The following is a 22,235-nucleotide window of genomic DNA, read 5'->3' as shown; positions in this document are numbered from 1 at the left end:
TCAAGATGAGGTCTCCCACCACGAGAGTGGGTAAGGCCCCCTAGAGATGATGGGGTTGATAGGCCGGAAGTGGAAGCGCAGTAATGTGTGGAGCTGACCGGTACTAATAGGCCGAGGACTTGACCATAATATGCTCGCGTCCACTATGTGATCTCAGAGACAGCAACCACTGATTGGTTGTGTGTTTCATGGGGTTACGGCGGTTATAGCGGCAGGGAAACACCCGGTTACTTTCCGAACCCGGAAGTTAAGCCTGCCAGCGCCGATGGTACTGCACCGGGGACGGTGTGGGAGAGTAGGACACCGCCGGACAATCTTTATAGGAAGGGCCACCCCGAAACGGGGTGGCCCTTCCGCATTTCCAGACCACTTTCATTTCCTGCGGGGTTGTCGGGATCGGCCCCCCGGGTTCTGCGCCGAGGCCGTGGTGGTGCCGGCCCGATCCGGCACCCGCATCAGGCCCGGAACCCGACTGCGTGCCGTCCGCCAGTAGGCCGGGCAACGAGACGGGTGCGCCACCTGCCTGGTCCTGACGGACTGGCGGACCACAGACCCGGCGACGACATAGAAGACGACATAGAAGTGGTGGGATCCAGCCCCGGCCGAATACGGCCGGGGCTTTCGCATATCCGGAGGCACATCCAGAGGCAGGGGCGGGGGCGGCGTCACAGGGACGGTGGTGGAATTTCAGGGACGTGGGGGCCAGGCCGATGGCCGACCCGAGGCCGACCTGAGGCCGACGATGCTGGGCGTGAGCGTCCAGGAAAATGCTGCGCGTGAGCGTGGGGGGAGCGGAGCGGGCGGGAGGGAGGACCGCAGCGAAGGCCCAGCGGAGCGGGCTTCGCGAGGACCGGACCTTCCGGCCGGCGCAGTGACCAACCCCCACCCACACCACGACCCCCACCCCAACACGCGTCCCAGCCACCCAGTCCCCGTCTCAGCTTCCACGGCCCAACTCCCAGCGGCCCGGCCTCCCCCCCAGATCCCTGCTGTCGCCATCCCATGTCTCAGTGGCGCGTGTACCCTCGCCCCGTCGCCTGTTCCACCCGTCCCGCGTCCCTCGCCCACGTAGTCGCCGCGGGGTCAGTTCCTGCCGCGCCGGGGTCGAGTCCTGATTTCAAGGGGCGGGAGCCATCGACCGGGCCGCGGTACCCGCGAGAGAATCGGCGGGTGCTACTGGAGACGCCACGGTTGTCCTCCCGCTGTTTTACGGCCCGGGGACGCGTAGGCATTCGCCGTCTGCCGCCCGGGCCGCCCGCGCCCGGACCGATCGCCGCCGGTTCCCACAGCGTCCCGGTCAGCGTCCCAGTTAGAGCCTCGGTTAGAGCCTCGCTCCGGACAGTGTCTCGGTCCGGACAGTCACTCGGGCCGACAGCCGTATGGCATGGAAGCCGGACGCTGCTCCCGCTGCCGAACCCGCTGGCGAACCCGCTGGGGGACAAGCGCCGGCGAGGGGCGGATGCGGCCGCCTTTCCCGTCCTCTTTCCGCAGGCGGGATTGCGGGCCCGTACTGTGTCGGAGGCGCGGGAGACACCTCAAATTGAGCTCGATATCGGCCCCCGAGAGACACGCTTCAGGGCAGCATCGCCGTTATCGAAAGTGCTTTCGATATGAGAATTCCGGTGTCTTCGTCGCGCAATTCGATCTTCATTGCCCTCGTCGTGAATCGTGTCTCATGTGAGCGGCGTACGGGGGCCTACCTGCAAGATCGTGTTTCGGGAACCCGTCATCGGTGGCGTCCGTTGTGATCTACTGAAGGCGTGCCGTCGTTCGGGGTGACTGTGAGAAATGTTTGCGAAGGGTTCCATGGGGTAGGCGGGTTTGAGAGTTACCCTGGAAGGGCTGACGGAATTGACGATGAAGACATGAGTACCCGGCCTGCACATTATCCAGCCAACAACACTTAAACGGCCGGGCGTGTCGGTGGGGGTTCGCTGAATCGTCGATTACGGTTCCGTGTGTCGGGACGAGCCCGGAAAAGGACAAGCCGGAAAAGGACGAACCGATGGGGGCTGTGCGCAAGGTGGCGAGCTACCTTGGCCTAGGCGGGGCAGAGCAGTACGACGACGAGACCTATGCCGAGGACGAGTACGAGGACGACTGGATGCCGGCGGCCGAGCGTGCCGCCAAGCGTTGGCAGCCCAATGCCGACCCGGCCCGGATCGTCATGGTTCGCCCGCAGAAGTACGACGACGCCCTGACGATCGGCCGGCACTTCCGCGAGGGCCACACGGTGGTCATGGACGTGGCGAGCATGTCGACGGCGGAGGCCACGCGAATGGTCGACTTCGCCGCAGGCTTGGCCTACGGCTGTGAGGGACGCATCGAGCGGATCGCGGACAAGGTCTTCCTGATCACTCCGGCGACGGTGGAGGTCTCCACCGCCTGAGGCACATCCGTGTGATCGCCTGGAGCGCATCCGCGTACGAGACTGTGCCCGCCGCCCTTCTGGGCGGCGGGCACAGTCGTCTGCGGTGCAGGCGTCCTACGCGGCCCGCGGGCCCCGGCGCAGGAGGGTGGACACCTCTGTCAGGTCCCGGGCGGCGGCGGAGGCGCGCTCCTCGGACTCCCTGGCGTACTCGTGCAGGGCCCAGACGGCTTTGTCGGCGAGGTCGGCGAGCTTGCCGGCCCGTGTCTGGACGTACCGCACGTCTGAGTGTTCCTTGATGCGATGGCGCCACAGCAGGTGCCCGCCCGCGGCGCCGATCATCAGGCCCACGAGGGCGAGCGGCAGTGAGACCACGAACCCGGCGGCGAAGACGACGACGGCGAGGACCAGGAGGACGTAGCCGGCCCAGGGCCGGGTGCGCTTCGGCACGCAGTCGGTGACGAGCCGCTGCTCGGCCGCCGCCATCGACTCCTGGTCGGGACCCTCGGGCCTGAGCGTGATCGGATAGCCGAGGATCGGCACGTGCAGGGTGTCGGGCGGCGGTTCGCGCACGACCTCGACGAGGGACTCGGCGGCCGCTCTCACGGCAGGCGCGGCCACGTGCAGAGCGAGCGCCGCCATGTGGGGGTCGGCGTCGGGACGCAGGTCCTCCAGCAGATGCCCGGTGAGCGAGCTCAGCGGTCCTTCCTGGCCGCGCTGGCCCGCCAGGGCGCGGAGCACGGCCAGCGGCTCGTCCTCGGCCCACACGGTGCCGCGTACGACCTTGGTGACCTCGCCGGTCTGCCGGGTGGAGGTGATCTCGGTGCAGCGCTCGCGCAGGCGGTTCAGGGTGGCCGACGCCCGCAGCGACCGTTCGATCTCGGGGACCTTGGCCAGTTCGGGGAACGCCTCCAACGAGGCAGGCACGGCCGTCTCCGGCAGACCGGGTACGAGGGCCTTGAGCCACCGGTCGTCGGTGGCCGGCACGTCGACCGCGTCCAGCTTGCGCAGTACGAAGATCTTGCCGACCGGTCCGTACGCCCCGCGTGCGGCGGCGAGCCACAGCGCCCGCTGGCCGGGGGTCACCGGGCGGTCTTCGGACAGGTCGCCGAAGGCGGTGCCGAGCCAGGAGGCGTGGATCCGGTCGCCGTGGCCGCAGACGGCGAGGGCCAGGCACAGGAACAGGGCGGTGCGCCGCTCGTCCAGCTGGTTCGCCAGGGCCAGTGGCTCCAGGGCGTCCTTGCCGGACGTGATGAGGACGAGGGCCTCGACGGCGGGCCCCAGCCAGTAGCCCGGCACGTCCGTGATCCCCGGCGGCAGGTTGGGCGCCGTCCCGTCGGCCGCCAGGCTGACGATCAGCGCCTCGGCGTAGTGGTGCAGCTCCGTGGCCTCGGCCAGGTTTTCGAAGTCCGGACTCGTGGTCAGGTCCATGCTCACGCGGAAAGCTCCCCGAGGAGTCGGCTGGCACTCCCTTGACCGCGCCAGACTAGACGCATGGTGCGACAGTTACGGACGAGGCGCGCCGGGGACGACCCTGACCCGTGGACTCGGCAAGGCCGGACCGCCCCGGAACGGGCGGCCGGCCATGATCGAGCGGGGACGCCGTCCCCTGACGCGAGGACGGCGTCCGTGGCCTCGAGAGGGCCGCTCCCGGTGCAGGGCGCGCCCTTCCCGATGTCCCCCGGAGCGGTGTCCGCCGGAGCGGGATCCGGCACCCCGCTCACATCCGCTCGGGGACTTCGATGCCGAGCAGGTCGAGCCCGCGCAGCAGCACGCGCAGGGTGAGCGCGGACAGAGCCAGACGCGACTGCCGTACGGACTCCTCCTCGGCCTTGAGGACCGGGCAGCCCTCGTAGAACGAGGTGAACGCCTGGGCCACGTCGAACAGGTAGTTGCACAGCCGGTGGGGCTCGGAGAGTTCGGCGACGGCGGCGACGACCGAGCCGAAGCCGAGCAGCTGCAGCGCGAGCGCCCGCTCGGCCGGGTGGCCCAGCGTGATCGGACCGGTGACCGACTCCGGCTCGATCCCGCCGTTGCGGAAGATCGACCGGATGCGGGCGGTGGCGTACTGGAGGTACGGCCCGGTGTTGCCGGTGAGGGCGAGCATGCGGTCGAAGTCGAACACGTACTCGCTGTCGTGGCTCACCGACAGGTCCGCGTACTTGACGGCGCCCATGCCGACCTGGCGCGCGATCTGCCGGCGGGCCTCCGGGTCGTACCCGCGTTCGGCGATGACGGCCTCGGCCCGGACGACGGCCTCGTCGAGCAGCTCGGTGAGCTTGATCGAGGCGCCGCTGCGGGTCTTGAACATCTTGCCGTCGCTGCCGAGCACGCTGCCGATCTGCACGTGCTCCGCCTTCACGTCGTCGTGCAGCCAGCCGGCCATCCGCGCCGCGGCGAAGACCATCTGGAAGTGGAGCGACTGGGTGGCGCCCACGACGTACAGGACACGGTCGGCCTTCAGGTCGCGCACCCGGTAGCGGATGGCGGCGAGGTCGGTGGTGGCGTAGCCGTACCCGCCGTCGCTCTTGCGGACGATGAGCGGCAGCGGCTGGTCGTCACGGCCCTTGAATCCGGGCGGGAACACACACAGCGCGCCCTCACTGATCTCGGCCACGCCCGTGCGCTCCAACTCGTCGCAGACGTCGGCGAGCATGGGGTTGTACATGCTCTCGCCGGCGATGTCGTCGTCGGTCAGCGTGACGCCGAGCGTCCGGTACACCTTGGTGAAGTAGCGGTTGCTGCAGTCGATGAACTCGCGCCACAGCCGCAGGGTCTCCGGGTCGCCGCCCTGCAGCAGCGGCACCCGGCGGCGGGACCGCTGCTGGAACTCGCTGTCGTTGTCGAACTTGTGCCGCGCCGCCTGGTAGAAGGCGTTGCCGTCGCCGGCGGCCAGCATGCCGAGGGCCTCCTCCTCGCCGATGTCGAGGAGGTGCTCGATGAGCATGCCGAACTGGGTGCCCCAGTCGCCGAGGTGGTTCTGCCGGATCACCTGGTTGCCGACGTGCTCATGGGTACGCGCGAGGGTGTCGCCGACGATCGTGGTGCGCAGGTGGCCGACGTGCATCTCCTTGGCGGCGTTCGGCGCCGAGTAGTCGACGATCACGGTCTGCGGGGCCGGCTGCGGCACGCCGATGCGCTCGTCGAGCAGCCGCTGCCCGGCCTGCTCGGCGATCCAGCCGTCGCGGAGCGTCAGATTGAGGAACCCGGGCCCGCTGACCTCCACGCTCACGTCGTTCGTGTCGAGGTGATCGGCGATCGCCTGGGCGACCTCCCGCGGGGCACGTCGGAGCCGCTTGGCCAGGCTGAGCGCGACGTTCGCCTGGTAGTCGGCGAACTGGGAGGGCCTGATCAGCGGATCTTCGGTGGCGTACTCCGGACCGAAGGCGGAACCCAGCGCCTGCTGGACCCGCTCGGTGAGCACGAGCTGCGGGTCGGTCATGCGTCAAGCTTATCGGCGCGCGCCTCCCGCCCGCCGTCCTATATCCGGTGTCACCAGCGGCGGTGCGGCTTGTTGTTTGAGGCGATCCGCTCGCCGATCCTGGCGACGATGCCCTGGGCCGACAGGCGGGCCGCGAGCTCGCAGGCGGCGGCGACGCCGCGCGCCCGTGACGAGCCGTGCGCGATCACCACGGTGCCGTTGAGACCGAGCAGCACGGCCCCGCCGTGCGCCTCGGGATCGAGCCGGCCGGCCAGCTCCCGGAGCCGGGACCGCTGCAGCATCCCGCCGAGTCTGGCCACGCGGCTGTCCGCGATCGCCTCCCTGAACTGCTCGAAGGCGTACCGCACCGTGCCCTCGACGGTCTTGAGCGCGATGTTGCCGGTGAACCCGTCGGCGACGACCACGTCGACCTTGCGGGTGAGCAGGTCGTGCCCCTCGATGTTGCCGGTGAAGTCGATGCCGGGCGTGGCGGCCAGCAGCTCGTGAGCACGTTTGGCGAGTTTGTTGCCCTTCTCCGCCTCGGCGCCGATCGTGAGCAGGCCGACGCGGGGACGCCGCATGCCGAGCGCCGTCTCGGCGTAGGCCACGCCGAGGTGGGCGAACTGCACCAGCATCTCCGGCTTGGCGTCGGCCGTGGCGCCCGCGTCGAGCAGCACGGTCGGCTGGGGCAGGGTCGGCAGGCCGACCGCGATCGCGGGGCGTACGACCCCCTGCTGGGCCCGCAGCCGCAGCCGGCCGGTGGCGACGACGCCCGCCGTCGACCCCGCGGACACGACCGCGCAGGCGTCGCCACGCCGGACGAGGTGGCAGGCGACGGCGATGCTGGACCGGGGCCGTCTCAGGCTCGCCAGCGCGCCCTCGTCCATCGCCAGCGCCTCCTCCGCGCGGACGATGGGAATCTCGGTGACGGCGTCGTGCTCGGCCAGCTCCTGGTAGAGCAGGCGGGGATGACCGACGAGGACGACGGGCACGCCCCGCTCCCGCACGGCCTGTACGGCTCCCGCGACGATCTCCGCGGGCGCGTTGTCGCCGCCCATGGCGTCGAGCGCCACGGGCAGCGCACGGCCGGTGGGCTGCATGGCCGCATCGTAGGCCGTCAGCGAAGTGTCCTGCGGTAGACCAGGATCTTGCCGAACCGCGCGTTGCCGGTGACGCGGATCAGCGGGCCGTCGCCGTCGCCGTTCCCACCGGTCACCGAGCGCTTCGAGAAGACCGCGCTGCCCTCGTCGATCACCCTGGCGTCGGCCGGCACGGTGACGATGAGCTTGCCGCAGAAGGAGTTCAGCTCCAGCGTCACCTCACGGCCGGGCAGCACCGCGTCGCTGAGGTCCACGATCAGCGCACCGAAGACCGAGCTGAGTTCGGTGTGCCGCCCGGCGACCCAGCGCCCGCGCCGTATGATCTTGCTGAACACCGCGGAGACACGGTGCCGCTCCGTGGAGGGCGTGGCCGGGGGATGGGCCGCGTCGGGCAGGTCCCTGACCAGGGGCACGAGGTCGCCGACGGTCACCGCGGCGTAGGCGGCGTCGAGCCGGTCCGCGTGCTCGACGCTCGTCAGGCGGCCGGTGGCCAGCGCCTCGCCGAGGACGGCGGCGACCCGGTCGCGGTCGGCGTCCGAAGCGCGCTGTGCGGGGTCGTCGCCCGCATGGGGGATGAGGAGAGTCACTCTGCCAGCGTAACTCCAATCGAGATATGTCGCGATATGGCGAGGTCGTGATCGGTCCTGGCGGGGCCGGGTCGCGAGGCCCGGCGGCGCGTCGCTAAAAGTGAGCGGAAAGATCTGTCGCCGGGCCTGGGCGTCGTGTTTACCGTGGCTTTCTCCGGAGGCGGGATTGCGGTGACCGCGAAGTGGTCGTCCGGGCCTTGATATGCCGACTTTCCGGGCGGGTGCGGGGCGGGGATCCCCTGGTCGGCAGGGCTTTCCGCCGTGATCGGGAGTGATAGAAATGCCGACGTCTTTGTCGGCGTGCTCGCCGACGCACGGGGGTTCTTGGGTTCGTCATTCCCACTCTCGTGAAAAGGAATATGAACCGGGGGCAAGTCAATGAAACGAGTGGTTAGGACAGCCGTCGTCGCCGTCACGATCGGTATCGCCGGCATGCTCGCCGCACCCGCGCAGGCCGACGTGTGCGCGCAGAAGTGCACCGAGCACCGGGTCGAGACGCTGGCGAGGCTTCTGGCCGATCTGCAGGGCACGGCCGTCGGCGGGGCGACGAGCGGCGTCGCCGCGCAGGCCGACGCGGCCGCCGAGGTGGCGGTGAACCTGACCGCTGACATCAGGGCCCACCTCGTCGCCGTCGCGAAGCTCTGCGGCACCGTGACGGCCGGCCTGTCGGCCGAGGCGAACGCCCAGATCAACGCCGCGGCCGACATCGCGGCCGACATCGTGGCCGACGCGACCGTCACCGTCACCGCCAACGTGGTCGCCCGGCTGGAGGCCCACCTGACGGCCGCCCTGGTCGCGGTCGCGGACGTCAACGCGGCGCTGGCCGCCAAGGTGGACGTCGCCGCGGATCTCGCCGCCCAGGTCGGCAGGCCGGTCGTCGCCGTCACCGGCCAGACCGCCGCCGCCGTGGACGCTTCGGCGGCGGCCGTCGCCACCGTGGGCGCCGCTGTCCACGCCGGGCTCAACGTCACCGCCAGGCTCAACGCGCTGCTCAGCCTCAAGGGCGCCGTCGCGGCGACCGCCGGCAGCGCGGGCGGCCTGCTGGCGCTGGTGCCGTGCGACACTCCGGCGGACGGCGCCATGAGCAGCACCCAGACGACGGCCGCCGATGCCGCCGCCCGGGCCGACGCCAACGCCAACGCGGTCACCAGGACCGTCCGTGGCACCACGGACGCTCCGGCGCAGGGAGCCGCCGCGACGACGGGAGCGGCGGCCGAGCTCGCCACCTCCGCGACGGCCACGGCCGACGCCGCGGCGTCGAGCACGGTCTCGTCCGCCCCGGGCATGGTGTCCAGCGTCGCGCCGGCGACCTCGCGGCAGGGCGGGTACGGCAGGTGATCCACGCCTGAGGGCCTCCGCCGCCGCGGTCGAGGCGACATGCCGAACGGCGCCGGAGACCCGCGTACGGCAGGACCACCGGAAAGACGTCGATGACGAAAACGGCCGGCGCCCCTCGGGGGCGCCGGCCGTTCCGGCGTCGATGCCGGCCGCGCCCCGCAGGGCCGGCTAGTGCGGCACTAGTTCGGCGAGTCGGTATGCGTGCGCAGGTGGGTGCGCCTGGCGATCTGGGCCTGCAGACGGGCCATCTGCCAGTGCAGCTCGATGAGCTGCTCGGCGATCAGCCCGACGGGAAGCTCCGAGGGATCTTCGGCGGCCAGATTGTCGATCGCCGTCGCCAGGTCGCTCATCCGCCCCTCCCCTATGTCGAATCTCCGTTCGAATCATAGTGGAACGAGCGGCCCTCCCGCATCAGGTTTCGTACAAAGGTGCGATATAGCCGCGGGCGAGCGTGTTGGCCGTGATGTTGAACCCGACCACGGCCGGCGGCGTGTCGGTGCCGACGCCCAGGGACTCCACGCCGAGGGCGTGCACGGCGAAGAGGTAGCGGTGCGGATAGCCGGGAGGCGGCGCCGCTCCGCCGTACTCCTTGGTGCTGAAGTCGTTGCGCGCGTGCTTGGCGCCCTCGGGCAGCCCCTTGAAGTCGGGGCCGTTGCCCGCGCCCGCCGGCAGTTCGGTGACACCGGCCGGGATGTCGTACAGCACCCAGTGCCAGAAGCCGCTGCCCGTGGGCGCGTCGGGGTCGAAGCAGGTGACGGCGTAGCTCCTGGTGCCCTCGGGGGCGCCCGACCAGCGCAGGTGCGGGGAGACGTTCTGCCCGCTCATGCCCCAGTCGTTGAACACGTGGGCCTCGGGGAGCCGCTCGCCGTCGCGTACGTCGTCGCTCTCGACGGTCAGCGCGGGCACCTCGGGCAGATGGTCGTACGGGATCGGTGGCGGCGTCGGCACGGTCACCCCTCCGTTTCTCTCAGGCCTTGTTGTACGCCTCCAGGACCTCCTGGGGGTCGCCTTCCATTCTGATCTTTCCCTTGTGCAGCCAGATCACCCGGTTGCACGTCTCCTCGATCACGTCGAGGTTGTGGGCGACCAGGAAGACCGTGCCGGCGGAGTCGCGCATCTGCTTGATGCGCTGCTGGCTCTTCTTCTTGAACTCGCGGTCGCCGGTCGCGAGGGCCTCGTCGATGAGCAGCACGTCGTGCGTCTTGGCGGAGGAGATGGCGAAGCGCAGCCGGGCGCCCATGCCGGACGAGTACGTCGACATGGGGAACTGGACGAAGTCGCCGATGCCGGAGAAGTCCACGATCTCGTCGTACTTCTCGCGGACCTCGGCCGGGCTCATGCCCATCGCGTAGCAGCCGAGGATGATGTTGCGCTCGCCCGTCAGTTCCTTCATGAGGGCCGCGTTGACGCCGAGGAGCGACGGCTGGCCGTTGGTGTAGACGGCGCCCTTGTGCGGGGGCAGGAGGCCGGCGATCGCGCGCAGCAGCGTCGACTTGCCCGAGCCGTTGCGGCCGATGATGCCGATGGCGTCGCCGTGGTGGGCGACGAAGCTCACGCCCTTGACGGCGTGGACCTCCTTCATCTGCGGCCGGCCCTGCCGCCGCAGGATGCGCATGAGGGCGTTGGCGGCGTTGCCCTTCTCGGACTCGCTCGCGGCGCCGTACACCTTGTAGACGATGTGCAGGTCGTCCACGATGACTGTCGGGGTCCCGACCTTGGGATTGCGCGTCTCGGGGGTCTGCGTCTCGGAATTCTGTGTCTCGGAATGCTGGGGCGCCACCTGCGACAGCTCCTCGGTCAGCTCAGCCACGGCCGTACCTCTCCTCGGCCCGCCAGAAGTACCAGAAGCCGACGATCAGCGCGAACACTGCCCAGAATAGACAAGTCACCCACGCCCAGCGCTCGGGGAATCGCTGGTAGATCAGCAGATCGCGCATGAACTCGATGTAGGCGGCGGCGGGGTTGAACTCCAGGACCCAGCGGAGGAGCTCCGGCAGCTCCCTGGTCTTGTCGTCGATCGCGTAGAAGACGCCGGAGGCGTACAGCCAGGTGCGGGTGATGAACGGCATGAGCTGGTTCAGGTCCCGCATGAACGCGCCGAGGCGGGCCATGAACATGGCCATGCCGATGTTGAAGACGAGCTGCATGAGCAGCGTGACGGGGATCAGCAGCCAGAGCCAGGTGATCGGCTCCCCGGTGACGAGCACCAGGAGGACCAGCACGGCCATGGAGTAGCCGAGCTGCTGGAGTTCCTGCATGGTGTACGCGAGCGGGAGCGAGGCGCGCGGGAAGTGGAGCGCCCGGATGAGCGACAGGTTCGAGGAGATGGACTTGGCGCCGCTGATCACCGTGCGCTGGGTGAAGGTGAACACCATGACCCCGGTGATGAGGAACGCCGGGTAGTTCTCGATCGACTTGCTCTGCCCCAGGATGACGCCGAACATCAGCCAGTACACCGCGGCGTTGAGCAGCGGGGTCAGCACCTGCCAGAGCTGGCCGAGCATCGACTCGGAATACTTCGAGACGTTGCGCGAGGTGGCGTACGTGAGGATGAAGTGCCGCCGGTCCCACAGTTGGCGCAGGTAGGCGGGCATGCTGGGGCGTGCGATGGCGCGTCGTAGTCCGTGACGCTCGGCGAGCGCGGCCAGCGACTCCGGGGCTCGGCCGCCACCCTGGGCCTCCGCGAGCGCGGATTCCGGCTGGCTCATGGCATGGACTCTATTGGATGGAGGTCGGTGGGACGGCTGTCGCACCGAACGTGGCTGCGACTGGTCAAAGGTAGCCCAGGACATCCTCGTCCGGGGACCGGGAGGCGGGTGTCGCCTCCCTCCTTGGCCAAAGGACCGGCACTCTGTCGGTATATGTACTCTAAAGGGGAGTTTGATGCCTTGCTGGGCATTTAAGGTTGGGCTCACAGGAATGTGTGTGACGCCCGACTGACGCACGTGTGACCGAACTGCAACGTGCCGGAGACTCCTCTGGTGCGTCCGGTAAGGGATGCTCCGGACGACTGGCAGGACGTCAGCTGGTTTGACGAAGCCCGGCAAACCGGGTGCTAACCAGCGCGAACGCCCATCCTTAGAGGGAGGACCAATCCACTATGCGCGTGACTAAGGGCGCGAAGATCGCCACCGGCACCGCGCTGCTTGCGCTCGGCGTCGCCGCGTGCGGCGGGGGCGGCGGTTCCAGTAGCGGCGGCGGGGACAACCCCCGGGCCGCGTCGGGAACCGTCTACATCCGTGGCTGTGAGCCCCAGACCGGCTTCGTGCCCGGAAACATCAACGAGACCTGCGGCGGCACGATCAACGACTTCGTGTACAGCAAGCTCGTGAAGTACAACTCGGACACAGCCGCTCCCGAGCTCGACCAGGCCGAGTCGATCGAGACCACCGACAACAAGGTGTGGACGATCAAGCTCAAGTCCGGTCTGAAGTGGACCGACGGCACGCCGGTCACCGCGAAGAACTACGTCGACGCCTGGAACTACACCGCCTACTCGCCGAACGCCCAGCTCGGCAGCTTCTGGTTCGGTGACATCGAGGGCTACGACAAGGTCAACACGCAGGACCCCGACGGCCCCGACGGGCCGAAGGAGGCTCCGAAGCCGGAGACCGACAAGCTGAAGGGCCTGGAGGTCGTCGACGACCTCACCTTCAAGGTCACGCTGACCGCGCCCATCTCGGTGTTCCGCACCAAGCTGGGGTACTCGACCTTCTCGGCCCTGCCGGAGGCGTTCTTCAAGGACCCGAAGGGCTTCGCGCAGAAGCCGGTCACGAACGGCCCCTTCAAGTTCGTGCAGTGGGACCACAACTCGCAGATCATCGTCGAGGCCAACCCCGACTACCCCGGGCCGGAGAAGCCCAAGGTCAAGAAGATCGTCTACAAGATGTACAAGGACGACAACGCGGCCTACGCGGACCTGGTCTCCAACAACCTCGACTTCACCGAGCTGATCCCGCCGTCGGCCCTCGCTGGCGACAAGTGGAAGACCGACCTCGGCGACCGCGCGATCGACGGTCAGCAGGGCGTCATCCAGACGATCACCTTCCCGGTGTACAGCAAGGAGTGGGGCGGCAACGCGGACTTCCGCAAGGCGGTCTCCCTCGCGATCGACCGGAAGACGATCACTGAGAAGATCTTCAACAAGGGTCGTAGCCCGATCAACGGCTGGGTCTCCCCGATCGTCGAGGGCTTCAAGGACGGCGCCTGCGGCGACCTGTGCACCTACAACCCCGCCAAGGCCAAGGAGCTCCTCGCCAAGGCCAAGTCCGAGGGCTACACCCCGCCGGCCGAGTTCCCGATCTGGTCCAACGCCGACGGCACTCACAAGGAGTGGATCGAGGCCACGGTCAACAGCATCAACCAGGCCTTCGGCCCCGACGCCGGCTTCAAGTTCGTGCACAAGGACATGCCCACCTTCGCCGAGCTGCGCGACGTCGTCACGCAGCACAAGCTCAAGGGCGTGCACCGCACCGGCTGGCAGATGGACTACCCGCACATCGAGAACTTCCTGAACCCGCTGTACAAGACCGGCGCATCCTCCAACGACGGTCTCTACAGCAACAAGGAGCTCGACGCGAAGCTCCACGAGGCCGACACCGCCACCGACCCCGCGCAGGCCAACGCCCTCTACCAGGAGGCCGAGGCTATGCTGCAGCAGGACATGCCCGCGATTCCGCTGTGGTCGTACGGTCTGCAGGCCGGCACCAGCAAGTGGGTGACCGGCGTTAAGGTCACCCCCTTCGGCGTGCTCGACCCGCTGTCGATCGCGATCAAGGAAGCGTAGGACAGCTCGTACGTGAACCCCCCGAGGCCGGTTCCCCCACCGGGGCCGGCCTCGTGGGCTGTCCATTCGCGAACTCCGTGTTGACCCACGGGGGGCGCATGTACGACCTTTAGCGTCAGATCGGAGGTGCGCATGGGCCGATACGCGATCCGGCGCCTGCTGCAACTCGTGCCTGTCGTGCTCGGCACGACGTTCATCATCAACTACATGGTCTGGCAGCTCCCGGGCGACCCGTTCGCGGGGAGATGCGGCCAGCGGCCGTGCCCGGACAGCTATGTCACGGCCATGCGTGAGCAGTTCGGCCTGGACCAGCCGCTCCTGGTGCAGTACTGGAACTTCCTGAAGAACCTGCTCACCGGCAACCTCGGCACCGACTTCAACGGCGTGTCGGTGGCCAGCCAGCTCGGCGACGCCTGGCCGATCACCATCAGGCTCGCGCTGATGGCGGTGGCCTTCGAGGCGATCATCGGGATCGGCGCCGGCGTGCTGTCGGGTCTCAAGCGCGGCGGCTTCATCGACAACGTGGTGACGCTCTCCACGCTGTTCCTGCTCTCTCTGCCGATCTTCGTCACCGCCTACCTGCTGCAGTGGGTGCTCGGCGTGCAGCTGCACGTGATCGAGCCGACGGTGACGGACGCCGCGACGGTTCCCGAGCTGATCGTCCCCGCGCTCGTGCTGGCCAGCCTCAACATGGCGTTCACCGCGCGGCTCACCCGTACGAGCATCGTGGAGAACCTGCGCTCCGACTACGTGCGCACGGCCGTGGCCAAGGGACTGAGCAACCGGCGGGTGGTCGGGATCCACCTGCTGCGCAACTCGCTCATCCCGGTGCTCACGTTCCTCGGCACCGAGGTCGGCTCGCTGATGTCCGGTGCGATCATCACCGAGGGCATCTTCAACATCCACGGCATCGGCGGCCTGTTGTGGCGGGCCATCAACGGTCAGGACTACACGATCGTGGTCCCCGTGGCCACGCTGCTCGTGCTCGTGTACCTGATCTCCAACCTGCTCGTCGACCTCCTCTACGGCGTGCTCGACCCGAGGATCCGCTATGAGTGACCCGACCGCGACGCAAGACCTGATCAAGGGTGCGGACGATCCGGCCGCGAGCCCGGTCACGGTCAGGGACAGCCAGCGCAGCCTCTGGCGCGACACGTGGGACATCCTGAAGCGACGCAAGATCTTCTGGGTCTCGCTCGTGATGCTGATCGTGTTCCTCGTGATGGCGGCCTTCCCGTCGCTGTTCACGCACAAGGACCCGGAGTACGCGACGCTCGCCAAGAGCATGGAGCTGCCCAGCTCGGAGGCCTGGTTCGGCTACGACCTGCAGGGCCGGGACGTGTGGGCCAGGACCATCTACGGCGCCCGCACCTCGATCATCGTGGGCGTGCTGGCCACGCTGGCCACCGTCCTGCTCGGCGGCCTGACCGGCGTGCTCGCCGCCTACTTCGGGCGCTGGCTCGACGCGATCATCTCCCGCATCGGCGAGATGTTCCTCGGCCTGCCGTACGTGCTGGGCGCGATCATCATCCTCGGCACCGTCGCACCGGCCCAGTCGAACCCCGGCAAAGCGATGATCATGGCGGTCGTCATCATCGTGCTGGCCCTGCTGGGCTGGCCGATCCTGATGCGCATCGCCCGCTCGGCCGTCATCCAGGCCAAGCACCAGGACTACGTGCAGGCCGCCAGGGCGCTCGGCGCGGGACCGATGCGGATCATCTTCCGGCACCTGCTGCCGAACTCGCTGGCGCCGATCCTCGTGTACGCCACGATCACGATCGGCAGCTTCATCGGCGCCGAGGCCACGCTGTCGCTGCTCGGCATCGGTCTGCGCTCGCCGGTCATCTCCTGGGGCATCGCGATCGCCGACCACAAGGACTATCTCAGGACCGGTCCGCACGCCATGTTCTTCCCGGCCGGGTTCCTGTCCCTGTGCGTGCTGACCTTCGTCATGCTCGGCGAAGCCGTACGCGACGCCCTCGACCCGAAGCTTCGATGAGGAGGCACAGCGAGTGACGGAAGTGCTTTCCGAGCAGATGGGCAGCGGCTCCCACAGCGGCGCCCTGCTGGAGGTCGACGACCTCCACGTCGAGTTCCGCACCCGGGCGGGCGTGGCCAAGGCAGTCAACGGCGTGACCTACAGCGTGGACGCCGGCGAGACGCTCGCCGTACTGGGCGAGTCGGGCTCGGGCAAGAGCGTCACCGCCCAGACCATCATGGGCATCCTCGACATCCCGCCGGGGAAGGTGACCGGAGGCGAGATCCGCTTCCGCGGCGTCGACCTGCTCAAGCTCCCCGAGGACCAGCGCAGGAGGATCCGCGGGGAGGGCATCTCCATGGTCTTCCAGGACGCGCTGTCCTCGCTGAACCCGGTCTTCCCGGTCGGCTGGCAGATCGCCGAGATGTTCCGCATGCACCGCGGCACCTCGCGGGCGGACGCGAAGAAGAAGGCCGTCGAGCTGATGGACCGGGTCAGGATCCCGGCCGCCAAGGAGCGGGTCAACGACTTCCCGCACCAGTTCTCGGGCGGTATGCGGCAGCGCATCATGATCGCCATGGCGATCGCGCTCGACCCGGAGATCCTGATCGCCGACGAGCCGACCACGGCGCTCGACGTGACCGTCCAGGCCCAGATCATGGGGCTGCTCGCGGAACTGCAGCGCGACAGCAACATGGGACTGATCCTGATCACCCACGACCTCGGCGTCGTCGCCGACGTCGCTGACAAGATCGCGGTCATGTACGGCGGGCGCATCGTCGAGAACGCGCCGGTGCACGAGCTGTACAAGAACCCGGCCCACCCCTACTCGAAGGGGCTGCTCGAATCCATCCCCCGGGTGGACCACAAGGGCCAGGAGCTGTACGCGATCAAGGGCCTGCCGCCCAACCTGCTGGAGATGCCGACGGGCTGCGCCTTCCATCCGCGGTGCCCGTACCGGCGGGACAACTGCGTGACCGACGTTCCCCCGCTGTACACGATCAGTGGCACCCGCGGCAGCGCCTGCCACTACTGGAGGGAGGTCATCGATGAAGGCGAGCGCTGAGTCGATCCTCGAAGTCCGCGACCTGGTCAAGCACTTCCCGCTCACCCAGGGCGTCGTCGTCAAGCGGCAGATCGGCGCGATCAAGGCCGTGGACGGGGTCTCCTTCGACCTGCACCGGGGTGAGACGCTCGGCATCGTCGGCGAGTCGGGCTGCGGCAAGTCCACCCTGGCCAAGCTGCTGATGGCGCTGGAGCGGCCCACGTCGGGATCCGTGCGCGTCCACGGCAGGGACATCACGTCGGCCAGGGGCGCGGAGCTGAAGCGGATGCGCCGCAACATCCAGATGGTGATGCAGGACCCCTACACCTCGCTGAACCCGCGGATGACCGTCGGCGACATCGTGGGGGAGCCGTTCGAGATCCACTCGGATGTCGTGCCCAAGGGCGGGCGGCGGCGCCGGGTGCAGGAGCTGCTCGAGGTGGTCGGCCTCAACCCCGACCACATCAACCGCTACCCGCACCAGTTCTCCGGCGGCCAGCGCCAGCGCATCGGCATCGCCCGCGGCCTGGCCCTCCAGCCTGAGATCATCATCTGCGACGAGCCGGTCTCCGCGCTCGACGTGTCGATCCAGGCCCAGGTCATGAACCTGCTGGAGCGGCTGCAGAACGAGTTCGACCTCGCCTACATCTTCATCGCGCACGACCTGTCGGTGGTCCGCCACATCTCCGACCGGGTCGCGGTGATGTACCTCGGCAAGATCGTCGAGCTGGGCAGGGACGCCGAGATCTACGACAGCCCGACTCATCCGTACACGCAGGCCCTGCTGTCGGCCGTGCCGGTGCCGGATCCGGAGGGCCGGGAGACGCGCCAGCGGATCATCCTCCAGGGCGACCCGCCCTCGCCGGCCAACCCGCCCTCGGGCTGCCACTTCCGCACCCGGTGCTGGAAGGCGCAGGACATCTGCGCCCAGCAGGCGCCGGCGCTCGAGGTGCGCCCGGGCAGCGGCCACCCCAGCGCCTGCCACTTCGCGGAGGTCCGCGACGTGGTGAACGCCCAGTAGGACCGGCCGGTCAGCGCCCGGGCGACAGCCGTACGTGCGCGCCCGGGGGCAGACCCAGGCGGTCGGCGGCGTCCCCGGCGTTGATCGCCATCGCGACCAGGCCGGCGGAGTCGGCGAACGCCACCAGGTCACCGGGCGGCACGGCGGTGAACGTCTCGCGGAACGGCACGGTGATCTGGCGGCGCCCGAGCCACACGGCGAGGGTGTCGCCGAGCCGTACGCCGAGCTCGGCCAGGTCGGAGGCGGTGATCGACAACTGGACGTTGCCGTGCCTGTCCACCGACAGCACCTCGCCCTCCGCCGCGCCGTCCCGCAAGCGGCAGGTCGGCGCGGGCAGGGTCACCAGGCGGTTCACCGGCATCGGCGGCCCCACGTCGGCGACCGCGCGCCCGGTGCACAGGTGGGCGGCCACCGGGGCGAACAGATCCCGTCCCGGGAACGTCGGAGAGACGTTCTCCAGGAACAGGTCCGTGTTCGTCAGCTCGTAGGCCGCGTCGGCGCCTCCGGCGGCACGCACGGCCCACGACAGGATGCCGTTGTCCGGGCCGAGGAACACCCGGCCTCCCGCCTCCACCGCGACCGGGCGCCGGTTGCCGCCCACGGCGGGATCGACGACCGCGAGGTGGACGCCCGCGGGCAGGTAGGGCAGGGTCTGCGCGAGGATGGCCGCGCCGCGCCGTACGTCCCCGGCGGGGACGAGATGACCCACGTCGATGATCCGAGCCTGCGGAGCGATGCCCGCGATCACGCCGTGGCACGCGGCGACGAACCCGTCCTCCAGCCCGTAGTCGGTCAGGAGCGTGATTACAGAGCTCACAACACGTGACACTACGTCCGTCCCGCCCGGCCTGAACACCCCGGGTTCGCCTCGCTGGTTCGCGCATTACCATGGGACGGGCCCGCGAGCCGATCGAGGAGGAGCGGATGGACACCGAACCGGCCGGCGACGACGGGCCCGGCCTCTCGGACCGCGACCGCGAGATGCTCGCGTTCGAGCGCCAGTGGTGGCGCTACGCGGGCGCCAAGGAGCAGGCGATCAGGGAGGCCTTCGGCATCTCCGCGACCCGGTACTACCAGTTACTCGGGGAGCTGATCGACCGGCCCGCGGCGCTGGAGCACGACCCCATGCTCGTCAAGCGGCTGCGCCGGATGAGAGCCGGCAGGCGGCGTGACCGCTCGGCCCGCCGATTCGGACTCTCCTAGCTTTTCCCCTTCGCATGCATGAGCCCCGCCACCGGGGCATGAGGCCGTCGAGGCGTACGCATCTGACCCCCTTCGGAGTGAGGCCATGACCCTGCCCGCGCACGCAGGACTCGACGCGATCGTCTCCGATCCGGCCGGCGCCGTGATCGGGCTCGACTACGACGGCACGCTCTCCCCGATCGTGCCCGACCCCGCCGCCGCCCGGGTGCATCCCGGCGTGCCCGGCGTGCTGGCCGCCCTCGCCCCGCTGGTGCGCGCCGTCGTGATCGTCACGGGCCGCCCGCCGCGTACGGCGCTCGCCCTCGGCGAGGTCTCCGGCGGGCCGTCCCTCGCCGACGTGCCCGGCCTGGTGATCCTCGGCCACTACGGCCTGGAGCGCTGGGAGGACGGCCGCCTGACGGCGCCGCCGCCCCCGCCGGGGCTCGACCTGGTCCGCGCCCGGCTGCCCGAGCTCACGGCGGGCCTCGACGGGGTGTGGATCGAGGACAAGGACCGGGCCGTCGCCGTGCACACCCGGCGGTGCGCCGACCCCATGGGGGCGCTGGAGGCGCTGCGCGGGCCGGTCGCGGCGCTGGCCGAGGAGGCCGGGCTGGCGGTCGAGCCGGGCCGCATGGTGCTGGAGCTCCGGCCGGCCGGGATGGACAAGGGACGGGCCCTGTCGGCCTTCCTCGCCGAGCGCGGCGCCCGCTCGGTCATGTTCGTCGGAGACGACCTGGGGGACCTGGCCGCCTTCGGCGCGGTCGAGACGGCCGGGATACCGGGCGTACGCGTCTGCAGCGGGTCCACGGAGGTGACCGCGCTGGCGGAGCGCGCCGACGTGGTGGTGGACGGGCCAGACGGCGTCGTCGCCTTCCTCGGCGATCTCGCGGCAAGGATGGGCAAGCCGTCTGCAACCCGCCGGGCGTAACGTCCGGGGCATGAGAAAGACGATCTCGGCCGCGGCGGCCGGCCTGGCCGTGCTCGCGGCGTCCCTGGCGGTTCCGGCGGCGGCGTACGCGGGCGACGCCGCGGCCACCAAGACGCTGCACCTGCGCAAGGGCCTGACCCTCAAGATCCCCTCGTCCTGGCGGGTCGACGCCGACCGTGCGGACTGGCTGCGCGTCATCACCGGCTCGTGCCCCACCAAGGGCACGGACACGTACGGCTTCCGCGACTCGGGGTGCCACAGCTTCTGGATCCTCGGCCCCAAGGCCATCAAGGTCGGCCATGAGCTGTTCCAGGCGTACACGCCGGACGGCCCGTTCTACCCGGCCACCGACGTCGGGCCCTGCCCGGTCAAGAAGAAGCTCTACATCGGCCGGACCACGCTCGCCGAGAAGGGGCTGCGGCAGGTCGGGCCGGGGCACAAGGCCGACTACCGCGACTGGGCGGGCACCTGCAGGACCCTCACCTCGGGCACGGTGAAGGCCCGGTTCAACCAGCGCGAGTGGTATCTGCCGACGTCGAGGATCCTGGTGATCGACCAGTGGAGGACCCCGGGCCTCGCCGCGATCCTCGAGAACGCGACCTGGAACTGAGCGCTCGGCGATCTCCCACCTATCGGGCCGCAAGTCGTCCGCAAGTGAGCGCGCCTAGTCTGCCGGACATGTTCAGAAAGACGATCTCGGCCGCGGCGGCCGGCCTGGCCGTGCTCGCGGCGTCCCTGGCGGTTCCGGCGGCGGCGTCCGCGAGCGAAAGCGGCGGCACCAAGCAGGTTTATCTGCGGAGCGGCCTGACCCTCACGATCCCCAAGTCGTGGAAGGTGGCCAAGGACGACAGGGACTGGGTGCGCGTCATCACCGGCTCGTGTCCCACCTTCGGCACCGAGGACTACGGTTTCCGCGACTATGGGTGCCACGGCTTCTGGATCCTCGGCCCGAAGGCGCTCAAGATCGGGGGCCACACGTTCCAGTCCTACAAGTCGAAGTACGGATTCGACCCGGCGACCGACGTCAGCATCTGCCCCAAGAGCTACAAGCTCTACAAGGGCGAGTGGAAGCTCGCGGACAAGGGGCTGCGACCGGTCGGGGCCGGCCACAAGGCGGACTACCACAGGTGGGCGGCGACCTGCGTCGACAAGAAGTGGCGGGTGAAGCTGCACTACAACCAGCGTGAGTGGTATCTGCCCACGTCGAAGATCCTGGTCCTCGACCAGTGGGACCACCCGCAGCTGGCCGCGATCCTCAAGAACGCGACCTGGAACTGACCGGCCGGAAGTCAGGAACGCGACCGGGAACCGACGACTCCGCCCGCGGCCACCGCGATCAGGGCGGGCGCGAGCAGGAACGCCGTGTGCGTCCCGAAGCCGTCCCCCAGCGCGCCGAGCACGAACGGCCCGCTGCCCGAGCCCGCGCCCGCCCAGATCGAGGCCGTGCCGGACGCCTGGTCCGGCCGGCCTCCCGACACCTCGATCATGCGCGTCAGGCCCATGGGGAACTGGACCGAGATGCCGAGCCCGCTGAGCGCGAGCCCGGCGTAGCAGACCGGGGCCGAGGTCCCGGTCCAGAACAGCGTCCAGCCGGCCAGGGTCACCCCGAGCGAGCCCAGCAGCACCGCTCCCGGCGCGAAGCGCAGGGCCAGCCGGGCGCCGCCGAACCGGCCCGCGGCCATGCCGGCCAGCATCGCGGTCAGCCCGGTCGCCGCCACGCCGGGCGACAGGCCGGTCCGCTGGCCGAACAACGCGGCGGCCCACAGGTTGAAGGCGAACTCCAGGGCCACACAGCACAGCAGCACGAAGCCGGCGACGTGGAAGCGCCAGCCGTACGGGACCCGGAGAGAGGCCGCGGGCGACGGCGGCGGGGCGGGCGCCGACGGCACCCATACCCGGCCCATGACCAGGGCCAGCAGGAGGGTGGCGGCCACCGGCACGAACAGCGAGGGGCGCCAGCCGATCGGCGACTCGGCCACCACGCTGAAGACGTAGGTGGTGGCGATGCCGGCGGTGACGCCGACCGCGTTGGCCTCGCTGATGACGGCCGCCCCGGCCGGGCCGTGGTGGTCGCTGAGCACCGCCATCATCACGTACAGGGCCGTCGAACCGCAGCCGCCGGCGAGGGTGAAACCGCCGAGCGTGAGCGGAAGCGAGTGCCCGAACGCGACGAGGAGCACCCCGGCGTTCATCCCGGCCAGGCCGCCCCAGATGACGACACGACGCCCGAGTCGCCTGGTCAGCGTGGGAAGGGCCAGCCCGCCGGCGATGCCGCCGAGCGCCATCCCGGTGCCGTGCAGCCCGGCGACGGCCTGGGACACGCCGAGTTCGGCGCGCAGGAGCGGCACGGCGGCCGACAGGCCGTACAGGTAGGTGGCGAAGGTGGCGAGCTGCAGGTAGATCAACCAGGTGGGGCCGTCCCTGGTGACCTTTATGTTCCGGTCCAAAACCAGGCAAGGTTAGCGCAACGATGACAAAGCC

The 22,235-nt window shown here is 69.5% G+C and carries 21 protein-coding genes and 2 rRNA genes; 13 read left to right on the top strand and 10 right to left on the bottom strand.

Translation table 11 applies throughout. The features are described from left to right. The 3 genes from HHX41_RS27125 to HHX41_RS27115 form a co-directional block, all read left to right on the top strand. Positions 1–127, top strand: a 23S ribosomal RNA gene (locus HHX41_RS27125); the annotation flags it as partial. Between the two features lie 68 nt (positions 128–195). Then, positions 196–312 (top strand): 5S ribosomal RNA (gene rrf / locus HHX41_RS27120). Positions 313–2,005: 1,693 nt separating this feature from the next. Further along, entirely contained in the window at positions 2,006–2,389 is a 384-nt protein-coding gene (locus HHX41_RS27115) for a cell division protein SepF (protein ID WP_139578677.1), read from the top strand. Positions 2,390–2,485: 96 nt separating this feature from the next. Here the strand turns inward: HHX41_RS27115 and HHX41_RS27110 are convergent, their stop codons facing one another. From HHX41_RS27110 to HHX41_RS27095, 4 genes are all read right to left on the bottom strand, one after another. Further along, positions 2,486–3,799 (bottom strand): hypothetical protein, encoded by a 1,314-nt coding sequence (locus HHX41_RS27110; RefSeq protein ID WP_182908263.1) that lies wholly within the window; start codon positions 3,797–3,799, stop codon positions 2,486–2,488. 289 nt (positions 3,800–4,088) lie between these two features. Beyond that, positions 4,089–5,810: an arginine--tRNA ligase gene (gene argS, locus HHX41_RS27105; protein ID WP_182908243.1), complete on the bottom strand. Its 1,722-nt coding sequence runs from the start codon at positions 5,808–5,810 to the stop codon at positions 4,089–4,091. Positions 5,811–5,860: 50 nt separating this feature from the next. After that, positions 5,861–6,889 (bottom strand): phosphate acyltransferase PlsX, encoded by a 1,029-nt coding sequence (gene plsX / locus HHX41_RS27100; protein ID WP_169986574.1) that lies wholly within the window; start codon positions 6,887–6,889, stop codon positions 5,861–5,863. 17 nt (positions 6,890–6,906) lie between these two features. Next, the gene (locus tag HHX41_RS27095) at positions 6,907–7,476 is read right to left on the bottom strand and encodes a DUF1707 domain-containing protein (protein WP_310742195.1); all 570 of its coding nucleotides are present in this window, start codon (positions 7,474–7,476) and stop codon (positions 6,907–6,909) included. A gap of 387 nt (positions 7,477–7,863) precedes the next feature. On the opposite strand from HHX41_RS27095, the gene HHX41_RS27090 reads away from it, so the two are divergent. Then, the gene (locus HHX41_RS27090; protein ID WP_182908242.1) at positions 7,864–8,814 is read left to right on the top strand and encodes a hypothetical protein; all 951 of its coding nucleotides are present in this window, start codon (positions 7,864–7,866) and stop codon (positions 8,812–8,814) included. 179 nt (positions 8,815–8,993) lie between these two features. On the opposite strand, the gene HHX41_RS27085 is transcribed toward HHX41_RS27090, so the two are convergent. From HHX41_RS27085 to HHX41_RS27070, 4 genes are all read right to left on the bottom strand, one after another. Next, on the bottom strand, positions 8,994–9,164 hold the full coding sequence (locus HHX41_RS27085) for a hypothetical protein (protein ID WP_169986570.1): 171 nt from the start codon (positions 9,162–9,164) through the stop codon (positions 8,994–8,996). Positions 9,165–9,225: 61 nt separating this feature from the next. After that, on the bottom strand, positions 9,226–9,762 hold the full coding sequence (locus HHX41_RS27080; RefSeq protein WP_182908241.1) for a YbhB/YbcL family Raf kinase inhibitor-like protein: 537 nt from the start codon (positions 9,760–9,762) through the stop codon (positions 9,226–9,228). A gap of 19 nt (positions 9,763–9,781) precedes the next feature. Then, positions 9,782–10,510, bottom strand: a complete 729-nt coding sequence (locus tag HHX41_RS27075; protein WP_310742197.1) for an ABC transporter ATP-binding protein — start codon at positions 10,508–10,510, stop codon at positions 9,782–9,784. A 106-nt stretch (positions 10,511–10,616) separates the two neighbouring features. Next, positions 10,617–11,522, bottom strand: coding sequence for an ABC transporter permease (locus HHX41_RS27070; RefSeq protein ID WP_169986566.1), 906 nt, complete (start codon positions 11,520–11,522; stop codon positions 10,617–10,619). 392 nt (positions 11,523–11,914) lie between these two features. On the opposite strand from HHX41_RS27070, the gene HHX41_RS27065 reads away from it, so the two are divergent. The 5 genes from HHX41_RS27065 to HHX41_RS27045 all read left to right on the top strand — a co-directional run bounded on the left by HHX41_RS27065 (position 11,915) and on the right by HHX41_RS27045 (position 17,644). Next, on the top strand, positions 11,915–13,600 hold the full coding sequence (locus tag HHX41_RS27065; protein ID WP_169986564.1) for an ABC transporter substrate-binding protein: 1,686 nt from the start codon (positions 11,915–11,917) through the stop codon (positions 13,598–13,600). A 132-nt stretch (positions 13,601–13,732) separates the two neighbouring features. Then, positions 13,733–14,659 carry an ABC transporter permease gene (locus HHX41_RS27060; RefSeq protein ID WP_169986562.1) on the top strand — a complete coding sequence of 309 codons (927 nt, stop codon included), beginning with the start codon at positions 13,733–13,735 and terminating at the stop codon, positions 14,657–14,659. Next, complete coding sequence (locus HHX41_RS27055; protein ID WP_182908240.1) at positions 14,652–15,599, top strand: ABC transporter permease; 948 nt, start codon at positions 14,652–14,654, stop codon at positions 15,597–15,599. Before HHX41_RS27060 ends, HHX41_RS27055 begins: the two co-directional genes overlap by 8 nt. Before the next feature lie 13 nt (positions 15,600–15,612). Beyond that, positions 15,613–16,644: an ABC transporter ATP-binding protein gene (locus tag HHX41_RS27050; RefSeq protein WP_310742194.1), complete on the top strand. Its 1,032-nt coding sequence runs from the start codon at positions 15,613–15,615 to the stop codon at positions 16,642–16,644. After that, positions 16,628–17,644 carry an ABC transporter ATP-binding protein gene (locus tag HHX41_RS27045; protein WP_182908239.1) on the top strand — a complete coding sequence of 339 codons (1,017 nt, stop codon included), beginning with the start codon at positions 16,628–16,630 and terminating at the stop codon, positions 17,642–17,644. Before HHX41_RS27050 ends, HHX41_RS27045 begins: the two co-directional genes overlap by 17 nt. A gap of 10 nt (positions 17,645–17,654) precedes the next feature. On the opposite strand, the gene HHX41_RS27040 is transcribed toward HHX41_RS27045, so the two are convergent. Further along, a complete protein-coding gene (locus tag HHX41_RS27040; protein WP_169986556.1) occupies positions 17,655–18,461 on the bottom strand; it encodes an S-adenosyl-l-methionine hydroxide adenosyltransferase family protein in 807 nt (268 codons plus the stop codon). Positions 18,462–18,568: 107 nt separating this feature from the next. On the opposite strand from HHX41_RS27040, the gene HHX41_RS27035 reads away from it, so the two are divergent. From HHX41_RS27035 to HHX41_RS27020, 4 genes are all read left to right on the top strand, one after another. Then, on the top strand, positions 18,569–18,847 hold the full coding sequence (locus HHX41_RS27035) for a DUF3263 domain-containing protein (RefSeq protein ID WP_169986554.1): 279 nt from the start codon (positions 18,569–18,571) through the stop codon (positions 18,845–18,847). A gap of 85 nt (positions 18,848–18,932) precedes the next feature. Continuing rightward, the gene (gene otsB, locus HHX41_RS27030; protein ID WP_182908238.1) at positions 18,933–19,754 is read left to right on the top strand and encodes a trehalose-phosphatase; all 822 of its coding nucleotides are present in this window, start codon (positions 18,933–18,935) and stop codon (positions 19,752–19,754) included. A 10-nt stretch (positions 19,755–19,764) separates the two neighbouring features. After that, entirely contained in the window at positions 19,765–20,364 is a 600-nt protein-coding gene (locus HHX41_RS27025) for a hypothetical protein (RefSeq protein WP_182908237.1), read from the top strand. Between the two features lie 68 nt (positions 20,365–20,432). Beyond that, positions 20,433–21,032 carry a hypothetical protein gene (locus HHX41_RS27020; RefSeq protein WP_169986548.1) on the top strand — a complete coding sequence of 200 codons (600 nt, stop codon included), beginning with the start codon at positions 20,433–20,435 and terminating at the stop codon, positions 21,030–21,032. Between the two features lie 11 nt (positions 21,033–21,043). Here HHX41_RS27020 and HHX41_RS27015 read toward each other — a convergent pair whose 3' ends face one another. Continuing rightward, positions 21,044–22,201 (bottom strand): sugar MFS transporter, encoded by a 1,158-nt coding sequence (locus tag HHX41_RS27015; RefSeq protein WP_182908236.1) that lies wholly within the window; start codon positions 22,199–22,201, stop codon positions 21,044–21,046. Between the last annotated feature and the right edge of the window lie 34 nt (positions 22,202–22,235).

Origin of the sequence: Microbispora sp. H13382, from assembly GCF_014161445.1 — a bacterium.
GTDB lineage: Bacteria > Actinomycetota > Actinomycetes > Streptosporangiales > Streptosporangiaceae > Microbispora.
Note: the sequence above shows the minus strand (reverse complement) of the source record. Positions and strands in the feature narration are given on the sequence as shown.